This window comes from Nonomuraea indica (genome assembly GCF_002850745.1).
In the GTDB taxonomy this organism is placed as follows: Bacteria; Actinomycetota; Actinomycetes; order Streptosporangiales; family Streptosporangiaceae; genus Nonomuraea; species Nonomuraea indica.
Window position 1 is genome coordinate 510,715 of the sequence record NZ_KZ559468.1, and the last position, 19,216, is coordinate 529,930.

The window sequence follows — 19,216 nt, forward strand, 5'->3', positions numbered from 1 at the left end:
GTTGGCCACGCCGGACACCCCCGCCGACCTGCCGCGCCGAGCCTGGTGGAGCGTGCTCAGGCGCACGTTCGCCGAGTTCAGGGACGACCGCGTCCCCGACCTCGCGGCCGCGCTCACCTACTACGCGGTGCTGTCGATCTTTCCGGCGATGATCGTGCTGGTGTCGCTGTTCGGCCTGCTGGGCCACGACGACACCGCCATGCTGATCGGCCACCTGGCCGTGCTGGCGCCCGCCGAGGTGCGCGACCTGCTCACGCAGGGCCTCGCGGGCGTCCGGCGCGGCGCGGGCTCGGCCGGGCTGCTCGCGATCGCCGGCCTGGCCGTGGCCCTGTGGTCGGCCAGCGGCTACATCGGCGCGTTCATCCGGGCCGGCAACGAGATCTACGACATCGAGGAAGGCCGCCCGTTCTGGAAGACCACGCCGCTGAAGCTCGGCCTGACGATCCTGGTGACGGTGCTGCTGGCCGTCGGCGCGATCGCGGTCACGCTCACCGGCCGGCTGGCCGACCTGGCGGGCCGCCTCCTCGGTCTCGGCGACGCCGTGGTGACCGCCTGGAACGTGCTGAAGTGGCCCGTCCTCGCGCTCATCGCCGCCGGCCTCATCATGGTGCTGTACTGGGCGGCGCCCAACGTGCGCCAGCCCGGCATGCGCTGGATCACCCCCGGCGGGCTGCTCGCCGTCGTGCTGTGGATACTCGTCTCGGCCGGTTTCGCGTTGTACGTCAGCCTGTTCGGCTCGTACAACAAGACCTACGGCACGCTGGCGGCCGTCGTCGTCTTCCTGATCTGGCTCTGGCTGTCCAACATGGCCCTGCTCTTCGGCGCCGAGCTCGACGCCGAGCTCATCAGGGAGCGGGCCATCGCCGGCGGCACACCCCCGCAGAGCGAGCCGTACGCCGTCCCGCGGGACGAACCGGAGCCCGATAACCTGCATGAATGACATGCGCGACGGCCACCGGGAAGGCCACGTGGGGGACGTTGGCCCTCCTGCTGGGCTGCGGTGCGGCCGCCTGCGGGGGCGGCTCGGCGGTCAGCGACCTGGGGGCCGTCGTCCAGGGCGCCAAGGGCGCGACCGTCACCGCCGAGTTCCGCTCCGGCCAGCGGTTCTCCCTCGCCGTCCCCGACGATCCCGCGGCCGGCGACCAGTGGACGCTGGTGGCCGTGCCCGACGTGAGAGTCGCCTCCTACATCAGCGAGGAGCGGCCCGACGGGGACACCAGCTACTTCGTCTTCAACGCCAAGCGTCCCGGCCGGACCCTCATCCGGCTGCACGACTGCTGGCGCTGCGGCGCCGCCACCGCCCCGGCCACCCCGGAGAGCCGGCGGCTGTCCGGGGAGGCGGTCTTCGAGGTGACCGTACGATGATCACGACCGGCTCTTGATCGTCGCGCCGGAGTCGGACAAGCTGCCGTCCATGGACTTTATCCGGGTGCGCGCGTCCGACGACGGCGCCGAGACGATCTCCTGGTGGACCGGCGACGTGTACGGCTGGCGGCGTGACGACGGTCCGCACCACCTGTTCGGCTTCGAGGGCGTCAACGTGGCCAGGGCCGTACGAGCCGACGACGGCTGGCGGCTGCTCGCCCGCGAGGCCGCCGCCTACCTCGACCCGGTCACCCGGGAGATCATCGACGTCTGGGACAACCCGTTCACCGGCTCCGCCGTCGAGGTCCAGCACGTCTTCAACGACCCGGTCAACCAGCGCCTCGGCGCCCACCCCGTGCCGGTCACCGCGGTGGGCGGGCAGGTGGTGTTCAACGTGGACGTCCGCCTGGCCTACCCGTCGCCGCTGAAGGTCGCCGACTATCCCGACAACTCGGCCGGCGACACCTACCGGGCGATGGAGCTGTTCCAGTTCTTCGCCGCCGCCGACGACCTGGAGTCGGGCGCGGCGTCCGTGCCGTGCGCGTTCTCCTGGTGCCGCGTCTCGCCCTGGCTGCCGTGGATGGCGATGGGGCAGCGTGAGGGGTCGCTCGTCTACCACTGCCGCGGCGGCAAGACCGACGAGGTGCCCGAACGGCTGGCCCGGCACGTCGGCGAGCGTTTCCTGCACGCGCCCGACACCTGGACCGCGCCGAACATGACAAGCTGGACCGCCTTCGCCGCCCGCGCCCGCGGGTAGGGTTCGGCCGGTGAGCACCGACCTGTTCTGTGAGATCGTCGCGGGGGAGCGGCCCGCGTTCGTGGTCCATGCCGACGAGGTGGCCGTCTCCTTCCTCGACAGCCGGCCGCTGTTCAAGGGGCACGTGCTGGTGGTGCCGAGACGGCACGCCGAGACGCTCGCCGACCTGCCCGACGTGGGGCCGTTCTTCGAGCGGGTGCAGGCCATGGCGGGGGCGGTCGAACGGGGCATGGCGGCGGCCGGCACGTTCGTGGCGATGAACAACCGGGTCAGCCAGAGCGTGCCCCACCTGCACGTGCACGTGGTGCCGCGCAACCGCAAGGACGGGCTGCGCGGCTTCTTCTGGCCGCGCACCAGGTACGCCTCCGACGAGGAGGCCCGCGCCTGCGCCGCCGCCATCGCCGGGGCGCTCGCGGGGGCGTAGGCTCCGGCGGTGTGGAAGTGCAGTACGTCGTCGGCGTCGCCGTGGTCGCGGTGCTCGTCGGCGTTCCCGCGTTCGTCCTGTGGCGGCTCGTCCGGGGCCGCCGCGAGCTGGGCACCAGCCCGGCCGAGCGCGCCACGTTCGAGACCCTGCACACCGCCTCCCTCGCCGGCCCGCCGCTGCGGGCCGGGCTCACCGCCGAGGGCGCGGAGAAGGCGTCCCGGCACCTGCGCACGCTGCTCGGCTCGTCGGCGCTGGCCATCACCGACAGCGAGCGGCTGCTCGTGTACGACGGGGCCGGCGACCACCACGCCGGCGAGGCGTTCGCGCACGCGCGGGCCACGCTGAAGGACGGCCGCACCCAGGTCCTCGATCTCGACTGCCCCCTGCTGGAGTGCCCGGTCAGGCACGCCGTCGTCGTGCCGCTCACCACCGACGACCGGGTCGTGGGCACGCTGGCCGCCTACGGCCCGCACGCCTCGGCGGGCCTGGTCAGGGCCGCCCAGGAGGTGGCCGGCTGGGTCGACTCGCAGCTGGAGCTGGCCGAGCTGGACCGCTCGCGCACCCTGCTCATGGAGGCGGAGGTCCGGGCGCTGCGCGCGCAGATCTCGCCGCACTTCATCTACAACTCCCTCACCACCATCGCCTCGTTCGTCCGCACCGACCCCGAACGCGCCCGCGAGCTGCTGCTGGAGTTCGCCGACTTCACCCGCTACTCCTTCCGCAGGCACGGCGAGTTCACCACGCTGGCCGAGGAGCTGCGCTCCATCGACCGCTACCTCATCCTGGAGCGGGCCCGCTTCGGCGACCAGCTCCAGGTCACGCTGCGCATCGCCCCCGAGGTGCTGCCCGTCGCCGTGCCGTTCCTGTGCCTGCAGCCGCTGGTCGAGAACGCCGTCCGGCACGGCCTGGAGAGCAAGGACGGCGTCGGCCGCATCACGATCATCGCCGAGGACGCCGGCGCCGAATGCGGCATCAGCGTCGAGGACGACGGGCTCGGCATGGACCCCGACCGGCTGCGCCGCATCCTGGCCGGCGAGATCACCCCGGCCGGCGGCGTCGGGCTCGCCAACGTGGACGAGCGGCTGCGCCAGGTGTACGGCGACGAGTACGGCCTCGTCGTCGAGACCGCGCCCGGGGCGGGCACGAAAGTCAACGTAAGGTTGCCGAAGTATCACCCCGGCGTCTCGGCCCGTTGACCGTACGCTCTGTTGTCGGTTTTATCACTGTCTATGGCACAACTTCGCGTGCTGGCGGTCGACGACGAGCTTCCCGCGCTGGAAGACCTGTCGTACCTGCTGCGCGCCGACCCCCGCATCGGCGACGTGGCGACCGCCCGGGACGGAGCGGCGGCGCTGCGGCTGCTGGACCGTGCCATCGCCGAGGGCCGGCCGGTCGACGCCGTCTTCCTCGACATCCGCATGCGCGGCCTGGACGGGGTCGTCCTCGGCCGGCTGCTGTCGCGCTTCGCCAATCCGCCGCGCGTCGTGTTCGTCACCGCGTACGAGGAGCACGCCGTCGACGCCTTCGAGATCAAGGCGGAGGACTACCTGCTCAAGCCGGTGCGGCCGGAACGGCTCGCCGAGGCCATCCGGCGGGTCGCCGTCTCCGCCGACGTGCCCGTGGACACGGGGGACTCCGACACGATCCCCGTCGAGCTGGGCGGGGTGACGAGGTTCGTCTCCAGCGCCGACGTGGTCTACGTGGAGGCGCAGGGCGACTACGCCCGGCTGCACACGGCCACCGGCACCCACCTGGTGCGCATCCCGCTCGCCACGCTGGAGGAGCGCTGGGCGTCGGCCGGCTTCGTCCGCGTGCACCGCAGCCACCTGGTGGCCGTCAAGCACATCGAGGAGCTGCACATCGACTCCGGCAAGTGCGTGGTGCGGGTGGGCCGGACGGAGATCCCCGTCAGCCGGCGCCACACGCGCGAGCTGCGCGACCTGCTCGTCCGGCGTGCGCGGAAGGGCCGCGTCGAGTGACCGCGGACCCGCCCCGCCGCGGCGACCAGTCCGGCCGCGGCGAGCAGTCCCGGCGCGGGGACGCGCCCGCCGGTCCGCGCCGGGGGGAGGGGCCACGCTGGGTGGACCTGCCGCGCCGGGCGGACCAGGCGCGCCGGGCCGAGCAGGCCCGCCGGGTCGCCGTGACGAGCCCGCGGACGGCCGCCGCCCGCCGCCCCCGCTACCCGGCCACCCGGGAGATCGACGAGCAGACCCACCTCGGCGAGGTGTACATGCGCTCCCTGCTGCGCACCCAGTTCCGGCTGGCGATGTTCGTCTGCACGGTGCTGGGCTGCGTGGTGGGCGGCCTGCCGCTGCTGTTCCTGCTCATCCCGCGGCTGCGCGAGGCCGACCTGCTCGGCGTCCCGCTGCCGTGGGCGGTGCTCGGCGGCCTCATCTACCCCGCCTTCGTCGCCGGCGCCTGGCTCTACGTCCGCCAGGCCGAACGCAACGAACGCCACTTCGCCGACCTGGTCGAACGCCGGTGACAGCCACCCCGGCCGGCCGCGGGCGGGGCCGATGAGCCTCACGGCGGTGCTCATCGTGGTCCTCGCCGCCGTGCTCATCGGCGCGTTCGGCATCCGCGTCTCCCGCACCACCTCCGACTTCTACGTGGCCTCCCGCACCGTCAGCCCGCTGTGGAACGCCTCCGCCATCGGCGGCGAGTACCTGTCGGCGGCGTCGTTCCTGGGCGTGGCGGGGCTCATCCTGTCGTTCGGCGCCGACATGCTGTGGCTGCCCGTCGGCTGGACCGGCGGCTACCTCGTGCTGCTCGTGCTGGTGTCGGCGCCGCTGCGCCGCTCCGGGGCGTACACCCTGCCCGACTTCGCCGAGGCCCGGCTGGAGTCGATGACCGTGCGCCGCACGGCGAGCGGCCTCGTCGTGCTCATCGGCTGGCTCTACCTCATGCCGCAGTTCCAGAGCGCGGGCCTGGTGCTCCGGGAGATCACCGGCGCGCCGCCGTGGGCCGGCGGCCTGCTCGTGGCCGTGGTGGTCGCCGTCAACGTGCTGTCCGGCGGCATGCGGTCGATCACGTTCGTGCAGGCGTTCCAGTACTGGCTGAAGCTGACCGCGCTGGCGGTGCCGCTGGTGTTCCTGCTCATGGCCTGGAAGGCCGACGGCGCGCCGGCGATCAGCCCGCAGGACGCCGCCGCCTGGCAGGCCCCCCTGGGCGGGGGCAGGGAGTACGGGCTGTACTCGACGTACTCGCTCATCCTCGCGACGTTCCTCGGCACCATGGGGCTGCCGCACGTGCTGGTGCGGTTCTACACCAACCCGGACGGCCGGGCCGCCCGCCGCACGACGCTGGTGGTCCTGACGCTGCTCGGCGCCTTCTACCTGCTGCCCGCCCTGTACGGCTGGCTGGGCCGGCTGTACGTCCCCGACCTGGCCCGCACCGACGCCGTCGTGCTGACGCTGCCGGGCCGGATGGTCGGCGGCACCCTGGGCGACCTGCTGACGGCGCTGGTCACGGCCGGGGCGTTCGCCGCGTTCCTGTCCACCTCGTCGGGGCTGACCGTGTCGGTGGCCGGGGTGCTCGCCCAGGACCTGCTCCGGGGCGGGGTGCGCTCGTTCCGGATCGCGACGGTGCTGGCCGTGGTCGTGCCGCTGACGCTGGCGCTGTGGGCTCGCGAGCTGCCGGTGGCCGACGTGGTCGGGCTGGCGTTCGCGGTGGCGGCGTCGTCGTTCTGCCCGCTGCTGGTGCTCGGCATCTGGTGGCGGCGGCTCAGCACCACCGGCGCGCTGGCCGGGCTGTTCGTCGGTGGCGGGCTGGCCTGCGCCGCGGTGCTGGTCACGATCGTCGGCGGGCCGCACGAGGGGCTGGCGAACGCGCTGCTGGCCCAGCCGGCCGCCTGGACGGTGCCGATCGCGTTCACGGTGATGATCACGGTGTCGTTCGTGACCCCGCACCGCGTCCCGGCGGGGGTGGCCAGGACCATGGTCCGCCTGCACACCCCCGAGGACCTCAACCTGGACCGCGGCGACTGGCGGCCCCGCTCCTCCTAGGAGACCGGGACGTCGGCGAACAGGCCGACGCTGGGGATCTGCACGCCGAGCTGGTCGGCGTCCTCGGAGATCCCGGCGAACACCGAGAAGTAGGAGGCGGTGTCGCCCGGACGCAGCTTGCCCTTGGTGGGGCTGCACGAGCACTTGTCGCCCTCGGTCACCGGCCCGTACGTCTTCCCCGTCGCCGGGTCCACCACTGTCACGCCCGCGGTGCTGTTGTACTGCCAGGTGGTCAGCGGCCCGGTGCCGAAGGCCGTCCACTGGTCCCACTCGCTCGTGCCGTCGTTGCGCACCGACCACTGCAGGACGACGGTGCGGCCCTTGCGGGTCAGCGAGAGCACCTTCACGTGCAGCCTGACGCCGTCGATCTGGAGATCGCGGCCCGCCACGGCGGCGCCGTCGGGCGGGTCGGGGCGGCCCAGCGTCAGCGCCAGCACGGCCACCGAGACGGAGAGCGCCGTGATCGCGGCCAGCACCGGCACCAGCCACCGGCGGGGCCGCGCCCGCGGGGCGGCGGGGGGCGGCGGCCCGTCGAGGCCCCAGTTGTCGGTCACCAGCCGTGTCGCGGCCTCGACGGTCACCCGCTCCCGGCCCAGCAGCCGGTCGAGGAGCTGCTGGGCCGTGGGACGCCGGGCGGGGTCCTTGTCCAGGGCCTGCTCGACGAGGGGACGCAGCCGCTCGTCGAGCCCGTCGAGGCGTGGGACGTGGTGGGCGACGCGGTAGAGGATCTCGGCGTCGCTGCCGCCGGGGAAGGGCGGGCGCCCGGTGGCGGCGTAGGTGACCACGCAGCCCCACGCGAACACGTCGGCCGCCGCCGTCACCCGCTCGCCGCGGCCCTGTTCCGGCGACATGTACGGCAGCGTGCCGATGACCACCCCGGTGTCGCCGCCCAGCGTGTCGGCGAGCTGCGCGATCCCGAAGTCGATGACCCGCGGGCCGACCGGGCCGAGCAGGATGTTCGACGGCTTGAGGTCGCGGTGCACGACCCCGGCCCCGTGGATGGCGGACAGCGCGGTGGCCACCCCGACGGCCAGCGCCTCCAGCGTCGAGCCCGACATCGGGCCCTGCGCCTCCACCACGGCGGACAGGTCGGGGCCGTCGATGTACTCGGTCGCGATGAACGCCTGGCCGTCGTCCAGGCCCACGTCCAGCACGGCCGCCGTGCAGAAACGGGCCACCTTCCGCGCCGCCTCGGCCTCCTTGCGGAACCGCTGCCGGAACTCCTCCCGCGCGGCGAGCTCCGGCCGCATCACCTTCAACGCCACCTGACGCCCCGCGCCGTCGTGCGCGAGGTACACGATGCCCATGCCGCCGGAGCCGAGGCGGCGGTCGAGTGCGTACGGGCCGACGGAGCGCCGCTGCGCACCGGTGCTGTCGGGGGATAAATACGCATTCATCGCGCCCCATCATGCCGTGTCACCCGCCCCGCCGCAGCCGCCCACCCCGCAGCCGCCCCCCGCCCCAGACACCCACGGGGCGCCCGCCGACGCCGACCTCAGGGAGGGGGCAGCTCGCCGGAGCCGCGCGCCACAAGCTCGACGGGGACGCGGACCCGGCGCGGCTCGGGGGAGGGGCTGAGCAGGAGGTCCACCGCGCTGCGGGCCAGCCGCCGCACGTCGTAGCGCACCACCGTCACCCCCGGGTTGAACACGTCGGCCAGCGCGAAGTCGTCGAAGCCCACGTAGGCCGGCCGCTCGGGCCGCTCGCGCAGCGCCTGCAGGATGCCGATCGCGGCGCGGTTGTTGGTGGCGAAGAACGCGGTCGGCGGGTCGGGCCGGGAGAGCAGGCGGGCGACCTCGTGGCCGGCCCGCCACGGGTCGAACACGCCGCGCACGACCAGCGACTCGTCCACCGCCGCTCCGGCGGCCCGCAGCGCGGCCCGGTAGCCGTCGGCGCGGTCGTGCACGGAGCTGAGCCCGTCGTCGTCGGAGAGGAGCGCGATGCGGCGGTGCCCGCGGGCCAGCAGGTGCTCGGTCGCGACCAGCCCGCCGCGGACGTCGTCGAGCGCCACCACGTCGGCCCGGTCGAGCCCGGCCGGCACGCGGTCGACGAAGACCGTGGTGAGCCCCGGATGCTCGGCGAGCCAGCCGTGGTCGGCCGCCGAGGGCACGATGATCAGCGAGTCGACGCCCCTGCCGTACATCGACTCGACGAGCATCCGCTCCCGGTCGGGCCGCTCCTCGTAGGAGCCGAACACCACCAGCGCCTCGTGCTCGCCGGCAGCCGCCTCCACCGCGGCGGCCAGGCGGGAGTAGAACTCGTTGGAGATGTTCTCCATGATGAGCCCGATCGTCAGCATGGTGGCGCCGCGCGCCAGCCGGCTGGCCGCCTCGTTGCGTCGGAAGCCCAGCGCGCTGATGGCCGCGTGCACCCGTTGCTGCACCGAGGCGCTGACGTGCGGCTCCTGGTTGACGACCCGTGAGACGGTCTTGAGGCTGACTCCGGCGTGACGGGCCACGTCGGCCATGGTGGGCTTGCGCACTGTCATAGTCTGCCTCCATGGACGATGAGTGGATCTGTGGGCGTATGGGGGAGGACGAGCCCTGGATGCTGGGCGCGGTCAACCCTCCGGTGTTCGAGAACTCCCTGTTCGCGTTCGCGACGGCGGAGGAACTGGGTGAGGCGATCAGGAACGAGGACGAGCGCTACGTCTACTGGCGGGGCACCAACCCGACCGTGGATCTGGCCCAGCGCAAGCTCGCCGCGCTGGAGCGGGGGGAGCGGGCCAAGTGCTTCGCGTCGGGGATGGGCGCGATCTCCGCCGCCATCTCCTCGCAGGTGTCGGCGGAGGACCACGTGCTGGTGCTGGGCGCCGTCTACGGGCCGACGACCCAGTTCCTGCGTTATCTGGAGAAGTTCGGGGTCACGCATACGCATGTCGACAGTCTCCAGGGGTGTGACAGCGCTATCAGGGAGAGCACGCGCCTACTCTACTTCGAATCCCCCTCCTACATGAGGTACGAGGTCTTCGACATCCCGGCGGTGACGGCCTGGGCTGCGCGGCACGGGCTGGTCACGATCATGGACAACACCTGGTCCACGCCGATCTTCCAGAAGCCGCTGACTATGGGCGTCGACCTGGTCGTGCACTCGCTGTCGAAGTACGTGGGCGGCCACAGCGACCTGGTCGGCGGCGTGGTGGCCGGGTCGTCGCGGCTGATCAGGCCGCTGGCGCTGACCGAGTACCAGCTCTACGGGGCGGCCATGGCGCCGCACGTCGCCGCCAAGGTGATCAAGGGGTTGCGGACGCTGCCGGTGCGGATGGCCGCGCACCAGGAGCGGGGGCTGGCGGTCGCCGCGTTCCTGGCCGGCCATCCGGCGGTGCGGCGGGTCAACCACCCGGGGCTGGCGTCGCATCCGGGGCACGCGCTGGCGGTGCGGCAGATGTCGGGGTTCTCCAGCCTGTTCAGCGTGGAGCTGGACACGGAGTCGCGGCAGGAGGTGGCCGAGTTCCTTGATCTGCTCCGGCATTTCAGGATCGGGGTGTCGTGGGGTGGGTTCGAGAGCCTGGTGAACGCCCCGGCCCTGAGCACCAAGGAGAGCGTCCGTGCCACGATGGGCATCCCGGTCGGTCTCGTGCGCCTGTCGGTCGGGCTGGAGGCGGCCGAGACGTTGATCAAGGACCTGGGTCTGGCGCTGGAGGGGGTCGGTCGCCTAGCGTGACTGACAGCGCTGTCTTACCTCGCACGGAGGCACACATGAGATCATCACGCCTGGCGGCACCCACGGCTCTGCTCGCCGCCGCAACGCTGGTCCTCGCGGGCTGCGGCTCCGGCTCCGGTTCCTCCGGCGAGGTACGGCTGCGCATGATCGAGAGCCTGACCAGTCCCGAGCGGACCAAGCTGATCAAGCGCCTGATCGCCGACTTCGAGAAGGCGAACCCCGGCGTCTCGGTCGAGCTGGTCTCGCCGCCGCTGGACAGCGCCGACCAGAAGATCACCCAGATCCTGCAGACGAAGAAGGACCTGGACGTGCTGGAGGTCCGCGACCACACGGCCAAGTCCTTCTCCAACAACGGCTGGCTGGCCGAGCTGCCCACCGACGCCTGGCCCGGCTGGGCCGACCTGACGGACCTGGCCAGGAAGAAGGCCGTCGAGGTCGGCGGCAAGCCCTACCTCATCCCGTACGGCTTCTACCAGCGGACGCTCTTCCACCGCACCGACTGGGGCCTGACCCAGCCCCCCAGGACCTGGCAGGAGCTGTACGAGGCCGGCAAGAAGATGACCACGGGCGACCGCTACGGCTACTCCTTCCGGGGCGGCAAGGGCGGCGCCGACTACGCGGTCATGATGATCAGCGCGTACAACGGCGAGGCCCTCGACCCGGAGAAGTCGTTCTTCCTCAAGGACAAGCGGACGATCTTCTCCACCCCGGAGGCGGCCCAGGCCCTCGACCTGTACGTGAAGATCTTCAAGGAGGCCTCGCCGCCCGACTCCGTCTCCTGGGGCTACCCGGAGATGGTCCAGGGCTTCACCTCCGGCGTCACCGGCATGCTCATCCAGGACCCCGAAGTGATCAAGACTGTGGAGGAGAGCGGCGTCCAGGCGTGGTCCACCGCCCCGATCCCCAAGGGGCCCACCGGCTACGCCTTCCAGCCGGTCGGGTACGCCGGCTGGGGCGTCACCTCCTTCAGCAAGCACCGGAAGGAGGCGGTCGAGCTGGTGCAGTTCCTGTCGGAGGCCAAGCAGAGCATCGCCTTCGCCAAGGGCAACTCGCTCATCCCGATCTCCCGGCAGGCGCAGAACGACCCGCAGTTCTCGCAGGGCGCCTGGAAGGCCTACCTGCAGGCCCAGCAGGACCCCCAGCAGGTGATCACCATCCGGCCGGTGGACTACCCGGGCTGGAGCCAGTTCACCGTCGACTCCGACCGTGACGTCCAGGCGCTCATCACCGGCAAGAAGACCGTCGCCGAGGTGCTCGCGTCGTGGGACGCGTTCTGGACCGACCAGGCCAAGAAGGTCTCATGAGCTCGGTCGCCAGACCGGCGTTCACCGGCCGCAAGGCCAGGTTCATCGCCCTGTGCCTGCTGCCCGGCGTGATCTTCGTGGCGGTGTTCACCTACTACCCGATGATCCGCGGCGCCGTCATCGCCTTCCAGCGCTACAACCTGTTCGACCTCACCTCCACGCCGTTCGTGGGGCTGGAGAACTTCCGCTCGGTGCTGGCCGAGGACCGCTTCTGGACGGCGCTGCGCAACACCGGCACGTGGGTGGCCGTGTCGCTGTTCTTCCAGTTCTTCCTCGGCTTCGGGCTGGCGTTGCTGCTGCGCCGCCAGTTCCGTGGCCGGGGACTGTACCAGGCATGGGTGTTCTTCCCGTGGGCCATGTCCGGCTTCCTCATCGGGCTGCTGTGGCGGTGGATGTTCAACGGGCAGTTCGGGGTGGTCAACGACCTGCTGCTGAAGGCCGGGATCATCGACGAGCGGATCGGCTTCCTGGCCTCGCCCGGCTGGGCCATGACCTCGGTCATCGTGGCCAACGTCTGGTACGGCGTCACGTTCTTCGCCATCATGATCATGGCGGCGCTGCAGTCGGTGCCCGGTGAGCTGTACGAGGCGGCGTCGGTGGACGGCGCCTCCCGGCTTCGGCAGTTCTGGCACGTGACGCTGCCGCACATCCGGCCCACGCTCGCGCTCATCGTGCTCCTGCGGATCATCTGGATCCTCAACTTCCCCGACCTGATCTACGCCATGACCGGCGGCGGCCCGGCCGGCGGCACCGACATCGTCACCACGTTCCTCATCCAGCAGGTCATCGGCGGCGACTACGGCCGGGCGGGCGCGGTCGGGCTGCTGGTGCTCGGCCTCCTGCTGTCCTTCAGCGTCTTCTACCTGAACGTCACCCGATTCGAGAGGTCGCGATGAGGCGCCTGGCCAAGGGCGTCGTGCTCGGCGCCTGGCTGCTGATCACGCTGTTCCCGCTCTACTGGATCGTCGTCACCTCGCTCAAGCCCAAGGCCGAGATCTTCTCGATGCCGCTGCGATACTGGCCCGGCGAGGTCACCTTCGAGCACTACGAGGAGCTGTTCTCCTTCGCCGACTTCGGCACCTACCTGCTCAACAGCCTCCTCGTCTCGCTGGTGGCGGCCGGCGCGGTGACCGTGACCGGCGTGCTCGGCGGCTACGTCCTGGCCCGCTTCTCCTTCCCGGGCCGCGGCGCGCTCATGCTGGCCTACCTGGTCACCCAGATGATCCCGCTGTTCATCGCGCTCGGCCCGCTCTACCTGCTGATGTCCGACCTCGACCTGCTCAACCGGCTGGCCGGGCTCATGCTCGTGTACGTCGCCATGCTGGTGCCGTTCGCCACGATCATCATGCGCGGCTTCTACGAGCGGATCCCCGTCGCGCTGGAGGAGGCCGCGCAGGTGGACGGGGCGTCGCGGCTGACCGCGATGGCGCGCGTCGTCATCCCGGTCATGCTGCCGGGCATCGCCGCCACCTACATCTTCGCGTTCGTCCAGTGCTGGAACGAGCTGTTCCTGGCCATCACGTTCATCGACAGCGAGGACGCCAAGACCATCCCCGTCGCGATGAACTCCTTCATCACCCAGTACGACATCGACTGGGGCTCGATGGCCGCCGCCACCGTCGTCTCCGTCATCCCCACCCTGATCCTGTTCGCCGCCATCCGGCGCTACATCGTCGAAGGGCTCACCGCGGGCGCGGTCAAAGGTTGACAAAAACTCGGCGACGCGCTGACCTCGGCGGACCGCGTGCTCGTGACCGTTCGTCGTATGAATAGCACCATTCATCGCAAGCCAGGCACAACTGGTCGCCGGAGCGCGCCGGCTCGCCGAACCGGCGCGCTTACGGCCTCCCCTCCGGGTAGGTTGCCCTCTTACCGTGAGCGTGATCCGCATCACAGTGGAGGGTCTCGTGACGACTCAAGAACATGACGCGTCCGTCTATGAGGAAGTGCAGCGCAGCAGTGAGTTCCAGGAGCTGAAGCGCCGTTTCCGCCGGTGGACGTTCCCGATGACCGTGGCGTTCCTGGTCTGGTACCTGCTCTATGTGGTGCTGTCCGGCTGGGCGCGTGACTTCATGGCGATCGAGTTGCTCGGCAACATCAACGTGGCACTGGTGTTCGGCCTGCTGCAGTTCGTCTCGACGTTCTGGATCGCCTGGGCGTACGCCAGGCACGCCGAGAAGAAGCTCGACCCGATCGCCGACAAGCTCCGCCACGAGGTCGAGGAGAAGACCCGATGAGCTCGCAAGCCCTGTCGACCATCCTCTTCCTCGCCTTCGTCGCCCTGACGCTCGGCATCACGTTCTGGGCGAGCCGGCAGACCAAGACGGCCGCCGACTACTACGCCGGCGGCCGCTCGTTCAGCGGCGCGCAGAACGGCCTGGCCATCGGCGGCGACTACATGTCGGCCGCCTCCTTCCTCGGCATCGCCGGCATCATCGCGCTGTCCGGCTACGACGGCTTCCTCTACTCCATCGGCTTCCTGGTGGCGTGGCTGGTCGCGCTGCTGCTGGTCGCGGAGCTGATGCGCAACTCCGGCAAGTTCACCATGGCCGACGTGCTGGCGTTCCGGATGAGCCCGCGCCCGGTCAGGACCGCCGCCGGCGTCTCCACGATCACGGTGAGCATCTTCTACCTGCTGGCCCAGATGGTCGGCGCGGGCGCCCTGGTGGGCCTGCTGCTGGGCGTCACGTCCCCGGCGGGCAAGGCGTGGACGATCGTCGGCGTGGGCGCCCTCATGATCGTGTACGTGGTCTTCGGCGGCATGAAGGGCACCACGTGGGTGCAGATCGTCAAGGCCGTGCTGCTCATGGGCGGCGCCGCGCTGATCACCCTCCTCGCGCTGGCCCACTTCGGTTTCAACCTCTCGTCCCTGCTGGGCGAGGCGGCCGCGCAGAGCGGCAAGGGCGGCAACTTCCTCATCCCCGGCCTGAAGTACGGCACCGAGGCGCAGGGGCTGGCCGGCAAGCTCGACCTGATCAGCCTCGGCCTGGCGCTCGTGCTGGGCACGGCCGGCCTGCCGCACATCCTGATCCGCTTCTACACCGTGCCGACCGCCAAGGACGCCCGCAAGTCGGTGCTGTGGGGCATCGGCATCATCGGCACCTTCTACCTGCTGACCCTCGTCCTCGGCTTCGGCGCCGCGGCCCTGGTCGGCAGCAAGACGATCGCCGCCGCGGACAAGGCGGGCAACACGGCCGCGCCGCTGCTCGCCCAGGCCATCGGCCAGACGTTCCTCGGCGACGTGGGCGGCACGATCCTGCTGGCCCTGATCGGCGCGGTCGCCTTCGCCACGATCCTGGCCGTCGTCGCGGGCCTGACGCTCGCCTCCTCCTCCAGCTTCGCCCACGACCTGTACGCGCACGTCTTCAAGCGCGGCAACGTCACCGAGCGGGAGGAGGTGCTGGTGGCCCGGGTGTCGGCGTTCGTCATCGGCGCCGTCTCCATCGGCCTCGGCATCCTCGCCCAGGGCCAGAACGTCGCCTTCCTGGTGGCGCTGGCGTTCGCCGTGGCCGCCTCCGGCAACCTGCCGGCCATCCTCTACAGCCTGTTCTGGAAGAGGTTCAACACGGCCGGCGCGGTCGCCGCCATCTACGGCGGCCTCGTCTCCGCCCTGGTGCTGGTCATCTTCTCGCCCGTCGTGTCGGGCTCGGAGACCGCCCTGTTCAAGGACGCCGACTTCGCCTGGTTCCCGCTCAGCAACCCGGGCATCATCTCCATCCCGCTCGGCTTCCTGTGCGGCTGGCTCGGCACCGTCATGAGCAAGGAGTACAACGCCGCCAAGTACGCCGAGATCGAGGTCCGCTCGCTCACCGGCGTCGGCGCCGAGAAGGCGGTCAAGCACTGACCCCGCGCCCATGAGCAGGGCCCGGCCGGACGGCCGGGCCCTGCTCGCGTGCGCGTGCGCTCAGGTGCCGACGGGCTCGGCGCGCAGCCGGGCCGAGTGCTTCACCAGCGCGATGAGCACCTCCCTGCTGGAGTCGCGCTTGCGCGCGTCACACAGCACGATCGGGATCGACGGGTCGAGCTGGAGCGCCAGCCGTACCTCGTCCAGCTCGAAGGTCGGCGCCCCCTCGAAGCAGTTGACCGCCACCACGAACGGCGTGCCGCGCCGCTCGAAGTAGTCGACCGAGGGGAAGCAGTCGGCCAGGCGGCGGGTGTCGGCCAGGATGACCGCGCCCAGCGCGCCCTCGGCCAGCTCGTCCCAGACGAACCAGAACCGCTCCTGGCCGGGCGTGCCGAACAGGTACAGGACGTAGTCGTTGGTCAGGGTGATACGGCCGAAGTCCATCGCCACGGTGGTGGTGCGCTTGGCCTCCACCGAGGTGAGATCGTCCACGCCGATGCCGCGGTCGGTGAGGATCTCCTCGGTCCGCAGCGGCCTGGTCTCGGAGACCGAGGCGACCATCGTGGTCTTGCCGGCCCCGAAACCGCCCGCGATCAGGATCTTGATCGCCCTGGGCAGGCGGGGGCGCTCAGAGCGATCGAAGACCATCGAGCACCGCCCTGTACATGTTCATGTCACGCATGTCCACCTCGGATTGCGGCTCCTGGGCCGAGACGAGTTGCTTGTCGAACAGGTCGCCGAGGAGAACCCGGATCGTGCCCGCGGGCAGGTCCAGGTGCGCGGCGATCTCCGCGACCGACTTCGGTTCGCGGCAGAGCTTGAGGATCTGCAGATGTTCGGGGTCGAGCCCGGAGCCGGGGCCGGGCATGGGTCCCACGGCCAGGGCCATGGAGATGAGGTCGAACTTCCCGTGCACCGGCTGGGTGCGGCCCCGCGTCACGACGTAGGGACGGATGATCTCGGGATCGACCCAGTGCTCCTCCGCCGGCTCCTGGTCGGTCCGCGTCACCGGTCACTCCCGGCGACGGCCTCCCCGGTGCGCGCGGCGGAGGTGAGGTACTGGCCGACGCGGGCGACCAGCATGGCCATCTCGTAGGCGACCAGGCCGATGTCGGCGCCCTGTCCGCACAGCACGGCCAGGCAGGCCCGCTCGCCCGCGACGGTCACGATGAGGAAGCGCGAGCGCCACTCCACGACCGTCTGCCGGACCGCGCCGCCGCTCACGCGCTCGGAGACTCCCTTGGCCAGGCTCTGCAGCCCGGAGGCCACCGCCGACAGGTGCTCGCCGTCGGTCCGCTCCAGCCCCTCGGAGGAGGCCATCAGCAGCCCGTCGGACGACAGCACGATGGCGTGCTCGGCGGCGTGGACGCGGTCGATCAGGTCGTCAAGCAGCCAGTTGAGGTCCGTGCCCGAAGCCGGTGTCACCCGTCGCCTCCCGATCGCTGGTCATCCATGAGCTTGGCGGCCTCGGACCTGCCCAGGCGGGTGCCCGACTGCAGGGATCCCATCATGGCTCGAATCTCCTCCGGCGAACGCTCGTCATCGTCCTCCTCGTCGACGGTCGGTACGGCGGGTGGTTCCGCCTTCAGGGCGGGGTTCAGGTTCGCCTGCGGCACCCGGAAGGGCAGCCCCGACGGGGTGAACTCGGTGGGCGGCCGCCGGCGCTCCGGCGTCGCCGCCCGTTCCGGCGCCTCCGTGTGCTCCTCGGCGGTCCCGGCGGACGCCGGAGCCTGGCGAGGTTCGGGCGGCTGGCGCAGCTGGGCGGGTTCGCGGAGGTCGGCGGGCCGGCGCGGCGCGGTGCGGTCGCGGGCGTCGGCGGGCTCGACCCGGTCGTCGCCCTCGTCCGGCCGCAGGGCCAGCGCACGGCGAGCCGAGGCGACCTTGAGCGAGCGGACGTTCTCCGCGGCCACCGGCCGCGCCGCCGTGGCCACGGCGGCCACCGCGCCCCGCCGCTGCGGCAGGCGCGCGGGCGGGTCGCCGTCGGGGCTGTCGTCGGGGGTGCCGCGGGTGTCGTCGATCTCCACCAGCTCCTGCGGCAGCAGGACGACGACCGTGGTGCCGCCGTACGGGGACGGCTTGAGCTGCACCTGGATGCCGTGCCGCTCGGCCAGCCGGCTCACCACGTACAGGCCGAGCCGGGCGGTGCCGGAGATGCGGAACTCGGGCGGGTCGGCGATGCGCTCGTTGGCGGCGGCGAGATCCTCGGGCTTCATGCCGAGCCCGCGGTCCTCGACCTCGATGACGTAGCCGTTGGCCACGAGCTGCCCGCTGACCTGCACGGTCGTGTAGGGAGGGGAGAACGACACCGCGTTCTCGATCACCTCGGCCAGCAGGTGGATGACGTCGCCGACGGCCCGGCCGACCAGCACCACGTCGCCCATCGGCATGAGGTCGACCCTGGTGTAGTCCTCGACCTCCGCGAGCGCGCCGCGCACCACGTCCACCATCGGCACCGAGCGGCGCCAGGTGCGGGCGGGGGAGGAGCCCGACAGGACGATGAGGTTCTCGGCGTTGCGCCGCATCCGGATGGCCAGGTGGTCGAGCCGGAAGAGCTCCTTCAGCTCCTCGGGGTCGGTCTCGCGGCGCTCCATCACGTCCAGCACGGTGAGCTGGCGGTGCACCAGCCCCTGCGTGCGGCGGGCCAGGCTGAGCAGGATGTCGCGGATGCTGCGCCGCAGCGCGGCCTGCTCGGCGGCGACCCGGATGGCGGTCTCCTGCACCGTGTTGAAGGCCTGTCCGACCTGTCCGATCTCGTCGTCGCCGAACTCCAGGGACGGCGCCTCGACGGCGACGTCCACGGTCTCGCCGCGGCCGATCCGCTCCACCACGCCCGGCAGCCGCTCGTCGGACAGCTCGTGCGCCGCGTCGCGCAGCTTCTGCAGCTGGGCGAGCAGCCGCCGCGTCGTGGTGATCGACAGCACGATCGAGGCGATGACGGCGAGCAGCCCGAGGCCGCCCATCAGCACCAGCCGCACGACGACGCCCACGGCGACGGGTTCCACACGCTCGACCAGGCGGTCACCGGCGGCGAAGACAAAGCCGTTGAGGTCGGCCATGGCGCGATCGGTCGAGGACTTCCACTGCTCGGCCCCGAACGGGACGCTCTTGAAGTCGCTCCCGAAGTCGCCCAGCAGACCCTCAAGGGTGGCGAGCCGGCTGAACGCACCGCCCTGCATGAGCCTGTTGTAGGCGACCTGGTCGTCGTGTCGCAGCTCCGCACCGGCCTGCTCGGCCAGGATGCGCCAGGCGCCGGTCGTCTCGGTGAAGCGTCTGTGTTCCTCGGGCGTCAGCCTTCCCGCGGCCAGCGCGCCGGCCAGCAGGGAATCCTCGCGCGAGAGCACCTCCTGCGCGCGACTCATCTGCAGCAGGGTGCGGGCGTCCTTGGCGGCCGCCTTGTCGTCCACCGTCGCCAGCGCGCCGAACATGCTGTGGATGGCGTCGATGACATCCGCGTAGGCCTTCGCCGCCTGCAGACGGGTCATCTGCCCGGCGTCGACGGCTTGGCGGATGGACTTCAGGCCCGCGAGCCGCTTGCGCACCTGGGCGACCCGGCCGGCGCCCTCGTCGTCAAGGGCCCAGCCCACGACCCAGTTCCGCGCCGCCTCCTCGAACATGTCCGTGGCCTGGTCGGCGCGTGCACGCTGGGCCTGAACCTCCCTGCGGTTGCGCGGGCTGCCGTCGCCCAGCCGGACCATCGTGCTCCGGCGTTCGCGCTGGAGCTCGACCAGCACCTTCTCGCTCGGCTGGGCCACGTTGGTGTCGAGCAGTGACACCCAGAGCAGGTTGACACCGTCACGTAAGGTCACCCAGGCCGCGAACGCCCACAGCGCCGTCAGTGACAGAAGCAGAGCTGTG

At 71.4% G+C, this 19,216-nt stretch carries 20 protein-coding genes; 14 read left to right on the forward strand and 6 right to left on the reverse strand.

What is annotated here, in order from left to right; all coding sequences use genetic code 11:
- Nucleotide 1 precedes the first annotated feature (1 nt).
- From CXR44_RS10060 to CXR44_RS10095, 8 genes are read left to right on the forward strand one after another with little or no spacing between them, the layout of a single operon-like run.
- A complete protein-coding gene (locus CXR44_RS10060) occupies nt 2-940 on the forward strand; it encodes a YihY/virulence factor BrkB family protein (protein WP_101784846.1) in 939 nt (312 codons plus the stop codon).
- The gene (locus CXR44_RS10065) at nt 937-1,365 is read left to right on the forward strand and encodes a protease inhibitor I42 family protein (RefSeq protein WP_245899033.1); all 429 of its coding nucleotides are present in this window, start codon (nt 937-939) and stop codon (nt 1,363-1,365) included. Before CXR44_RS10060 ends, CXR44_RS10065 begins: the two co-directional genes overlap by 4 nt.
- A 49-nt stretch (nt 1,366-1,414) precedes the next feature.
- Nucleotides 1,415-2,122 (forward strand): DUF1838 family protein, encoded by a 708-nt coding sequence (locus CXR44_RS10070; RefSeq protein WP_101785393.1) that lies wholly within the window; start codon nt 1,415-1,417, stop codon nt 2,120-2,122.
- A gap of 10 nt (nt 2,123-2,132) precedes the next feature.
- Entirely contained in the window at nt 2,133-2,546 is a 414-nt protein-coding gene (locus CXR44_RS10075; protein ID WP_101784848.1) for an HIT family protein, read from the forward strand.
- A gap of 17 nt (nt 2,547-2,563) precedes the next feature.
- Entirely contained in the window at nt 2,564-3,742 is a 1,179-nt protein-coding gene (locus CXR44_RS10080; RefSeq protein WP_101784850.1) for a sensor histidine kinase, read from the forward strand.
- A gap of 33 nt (nt 3,743-3,775) precedes the next feature.
- Nucleotides 3,776-4,525, forward strand: a complete 750-nt coding sequence (locus tag CXR44_RS10085) for a LytR/AlgR family response regulator transcription factor (protein ID WP_101784852.1) — start codon at nt 3,776-3,778, stop codon at nt 4,523-4,525.
- On the forward strand, nt 4,522-5,031 hold the full coding sequence (locus CXR44_RS10090; protein ID WP_245899034.1) for a hypothetical protein: 510 nt from the start codon (nt 4,522-4,524) through the stop codon (nt 5,029-5,031). Before CXR44_RS10085 ends, CXR44_RS10090 begins: the two co-directional genes overlap by 4 nt.
- A gap of 31 nt (nt 5,032-5,062) precedes the next feature.
- Entirely contained in the window at nt 5,063-6,550 is a 1,488-nt protein-coding gene (locus tag CXR44_RS10095; protein WP_101784854.1) for a sodium/solute symporter, read from the forward strand.
- On the opposite strand, the gene CXR44_RS40070 is transcribed toward CXR44_RS10095, so the two are convergent.
- On the reverse strand, nt 6,547-7,947 hold the full coding sequence (locus CXR44_RS40070; RefSeq protein WP_101784856.1) for a serine/threonine-protein kinase: 1,401 nt from the start codon (nt 7,945-7,947) through the stop codon (nt 6,547-6,549). The two genes, CXR44_RS10095 and CXR44_RS40070, sit on opposite strands and share 4 nt — an antisense overlap.
- A gap of 98 nt (nt 7,948-8,045) precedes the next feature.
- Nucleotides 8,046-9,038, reverse strand: coding sequence for a LacI family DNA-binding transcriptional regulator (locus CXR44_RS10105; protein WP_219601726.1), 993 nt, complete (start codon nt 9,036-9,038; stop codon nt 8,046-8,048).
- A gap of 11 nt (nt 9,039-9,049) precedes the next feature.
- Here CXR44_RS10105 and CXR44_RS10110 point away from each other — a divergent pair, with 11 nt between their 5' ends.
- From CXR44_RS10110 to CXR44_RS10135, 6 genes are all read left to right on the forward strand, one after another.
- Nucleotides 9,050-10,213: a trans-sulfuration enzyme family protein gene (locus CXR44_RS10110; protein ID WP_101784858.1), complete on the forward strand. Its 1,164-nt coding sequence runs from the start codon at nt 9,050-9,052 to the stop codon at nt 10,211-10,213.
- Nucleotides 10,214-10,248: 35 nt separating this feature from the next.
- A complete protein-coding gene (locus CXR44_RS10115; protein WP_101784859.1) occupies nt 10,249-11,517 on the forward strand; it encodes an ABC transporter substrate-binding protein in 1,269 nt (422 codons plus the stop codon).
- Nucleotides 11,514-12,413 carry a carbohydrate ABC transporter permease gene (locus CXR44_RS10120; RefSeq protein ID WP_101784861.1) on the forward strand — a complete coding sequence of 300 codons (900 nt, stop codon included), beginning with the start codon at nt 11,514-11,516 and terminating at the stop codon, nt 12,411-12,413. Before CXR44_RS10115 ends, CXR44_RS10120 begins: the two co-directional genes overlap by 4 nt.
- A complete protein-coding gene (locus CXR44_RS10125; RefSeq protein WP_101784863.1) occupies nt 12,410-13,225 on the forward strand; it encodes a carbohydrate ABC transporter permease in 816 nt (271 codons plus the stop codon). Before CXR44_RS10120 ends, CXR44_RS10125 begins: the two co-directional genes overlap by 4 nt.
- Before the next feature lie 199 nt (nt 13,226-13,424).
- The gene (locus CXR44_RS10130) at nt 13,425-13,754 is read left to right on the forward strand and encodes a DUF485 domain-containing protein (protein ID WP_101784865.1); all 330 of its coding nucleotides are present in this window, start codon (nt 13,425-13,427) and stop codon (nt 13,752-13,754) included.
- Nucleotides 13,751-15,361 carry a solute symporter family protein gene (locus tag CXR44_RS10135; protein ID WP_101784867.1) on the forward strand — a complete coding sequence of 537 codons (1,611 nt, stop codon included), beginning with the start codon at nt 13,751-13,753 and terminating at the stop codon, nt 15,359-15,361. The genes CXR44_RS10130 and CXR44_RS10135 overlap by 4 nt, the downstream gene beginning before the upstream one ends.
- 60 nt (nt 15,362-15,421) lie before the next feature.
- On the opposite strand, the gene CXR44_RS10140 is transcribed toward CXR44_RS10135, so the two are convergent.
- Genes CXR44_RS10140 through CXR44_RS10155 form a run of 4 tightly spaced genes read right to left on the reverse strand, consistent with a single transcriptional unit; the run spans nt 15,422 to nt 19,134 of the window.
- Nucleotides 15,422-16,009 carry a GTP-binding protein gene (locus CXR44_RS10140; RefSeq protein WP_101784869.1) on the reverse strand — a complete coding sequence of 196 codons (588 nt, stop codon included), beginning with the start codon at nt 16,007-16,009 and terminating at the stop codon, nt 15,422-15,424.
- A complete protein-coding gene (locus CXR44_RS10145; protein WP_101784871.1) occupies nt 15,990-16,370 on the reverse strand; it encodes a DUF742 domain-containing protein in 381 nt (126 codons plus the stop codon). Before CXR44_RS10145 ends, CXR44_RS10140 begins: the two co-directional genes overlap by 20 nt.
- Entirely contained in the window at nt 16,367-16,786 is a 420-nt protein-coding gene (locus CXR44_RS10150; protein ID WP_101784872.1) for a roadblock/LC7 domain-containing protein, read from the reverse strand. Before CXR44_RS10150 ends, CXR44_RS10145 begins: the two co-directional genes overlap by 4 nt.
- Nucleotides 16,783-19,134 (reverse strand): sensor histidine kinase, encoded by a 2,352-nt coding sequence (locus CXR44_RS10155; protein ID WP_245899035.1) that lies wholly within the window; start codon nt 19,132-19,134, stop codon nt 16,783-16,785. Before CXR44_RS10155 ends, CXR44_RS10150 begins: the two co-directional genes overlap by 4 nt.
- Nucleotides 19,135-19,216 lie beyond the last annotated feature (82 nt).

Coding starts and splice junctions, on each gene's coding strand:
- CXR44_RS10065 (WP_245899033.1), top strand. CDS start 937: ATGACATGCGCGACGGCCACCGGGAAGGCCACGTGGGGGACGTTGGCC.
- CXR44_RS10070 (WP_101785393.1), top strand. CDS start 1,415: ATGGACTTTATCCGGGTGCGCGCGTCCGACGACGGCGCCGAGACGATC.
- CXR44_RS10085 (WP_101784852.1), top strand. CDS start 3,776: ATGGCACAACTTCGCGTGCTGGCGGTCGACGACGAGCTTCCCGCGCTG.
- CXR44_RS10095 (WP_101784854.1), top strand. CDS start 5,063: ATGAGCCTCACGGCGGTGCTCATCGTGGTCCTCGCCGCCGTGCTCATC.
- CXR44_RS40070 (WP_101784856.1), bottom strand. CDS start 7,947: ATGAATGCGTATTTATCCCCCGACAGCACCGGTGCGCAGCGGCGCTCC.
- CXR44_RS10105 (WP_219601726.1), bottom strand. CDS start 9,038: ATGACAGTGCGCAAGCCCACCATGGCCGACGTGGCCCGTCACGCCGGA.
- CXR44_RS10110 (WP_101784858.1), top strand. CDS start 9,050: ATGGACGATGAGTGGATCTGTGGGCGTATGGGGGAGGACGAGCCCTGG.
- CXR44_RS10115 (WP_101784859.1), top strand. CDS start 10,249: ATGAGATCATCACGCCTGGCGGCACCCACGGCTCTGCTCGCCGCCGCA.
- CXR44_RS10120 (WP_101784861.1), top strand. CDS start 11,514: ATGAGCTCGGTCGCCAGACCGGCGTTCACCGGCCGCAAGGCCAGGTTC.
- CXR44_RS10125 (WP_101784863.1), top strand. CDS start 12,410: ATGAGGCGCCTGGCCAAGGGCGTCGTGCTCGGCGCCTGGCTGCTGATC.
- CXR44_RS10135 (WP_101784867.1), top strand. CDS start 13,751: ATGAGCTCGCAAGCCCTGTCGACCATCCTCTTCCTCGCCTTCGTCGCC.
- CXR44_RS10140 (WP_101784869.1), bottom strand. CDS start 16,009: ATGGTCTTCGATCGCTCTGAGCGCCCCCGCCTGCCCAGGGCGATCAAG.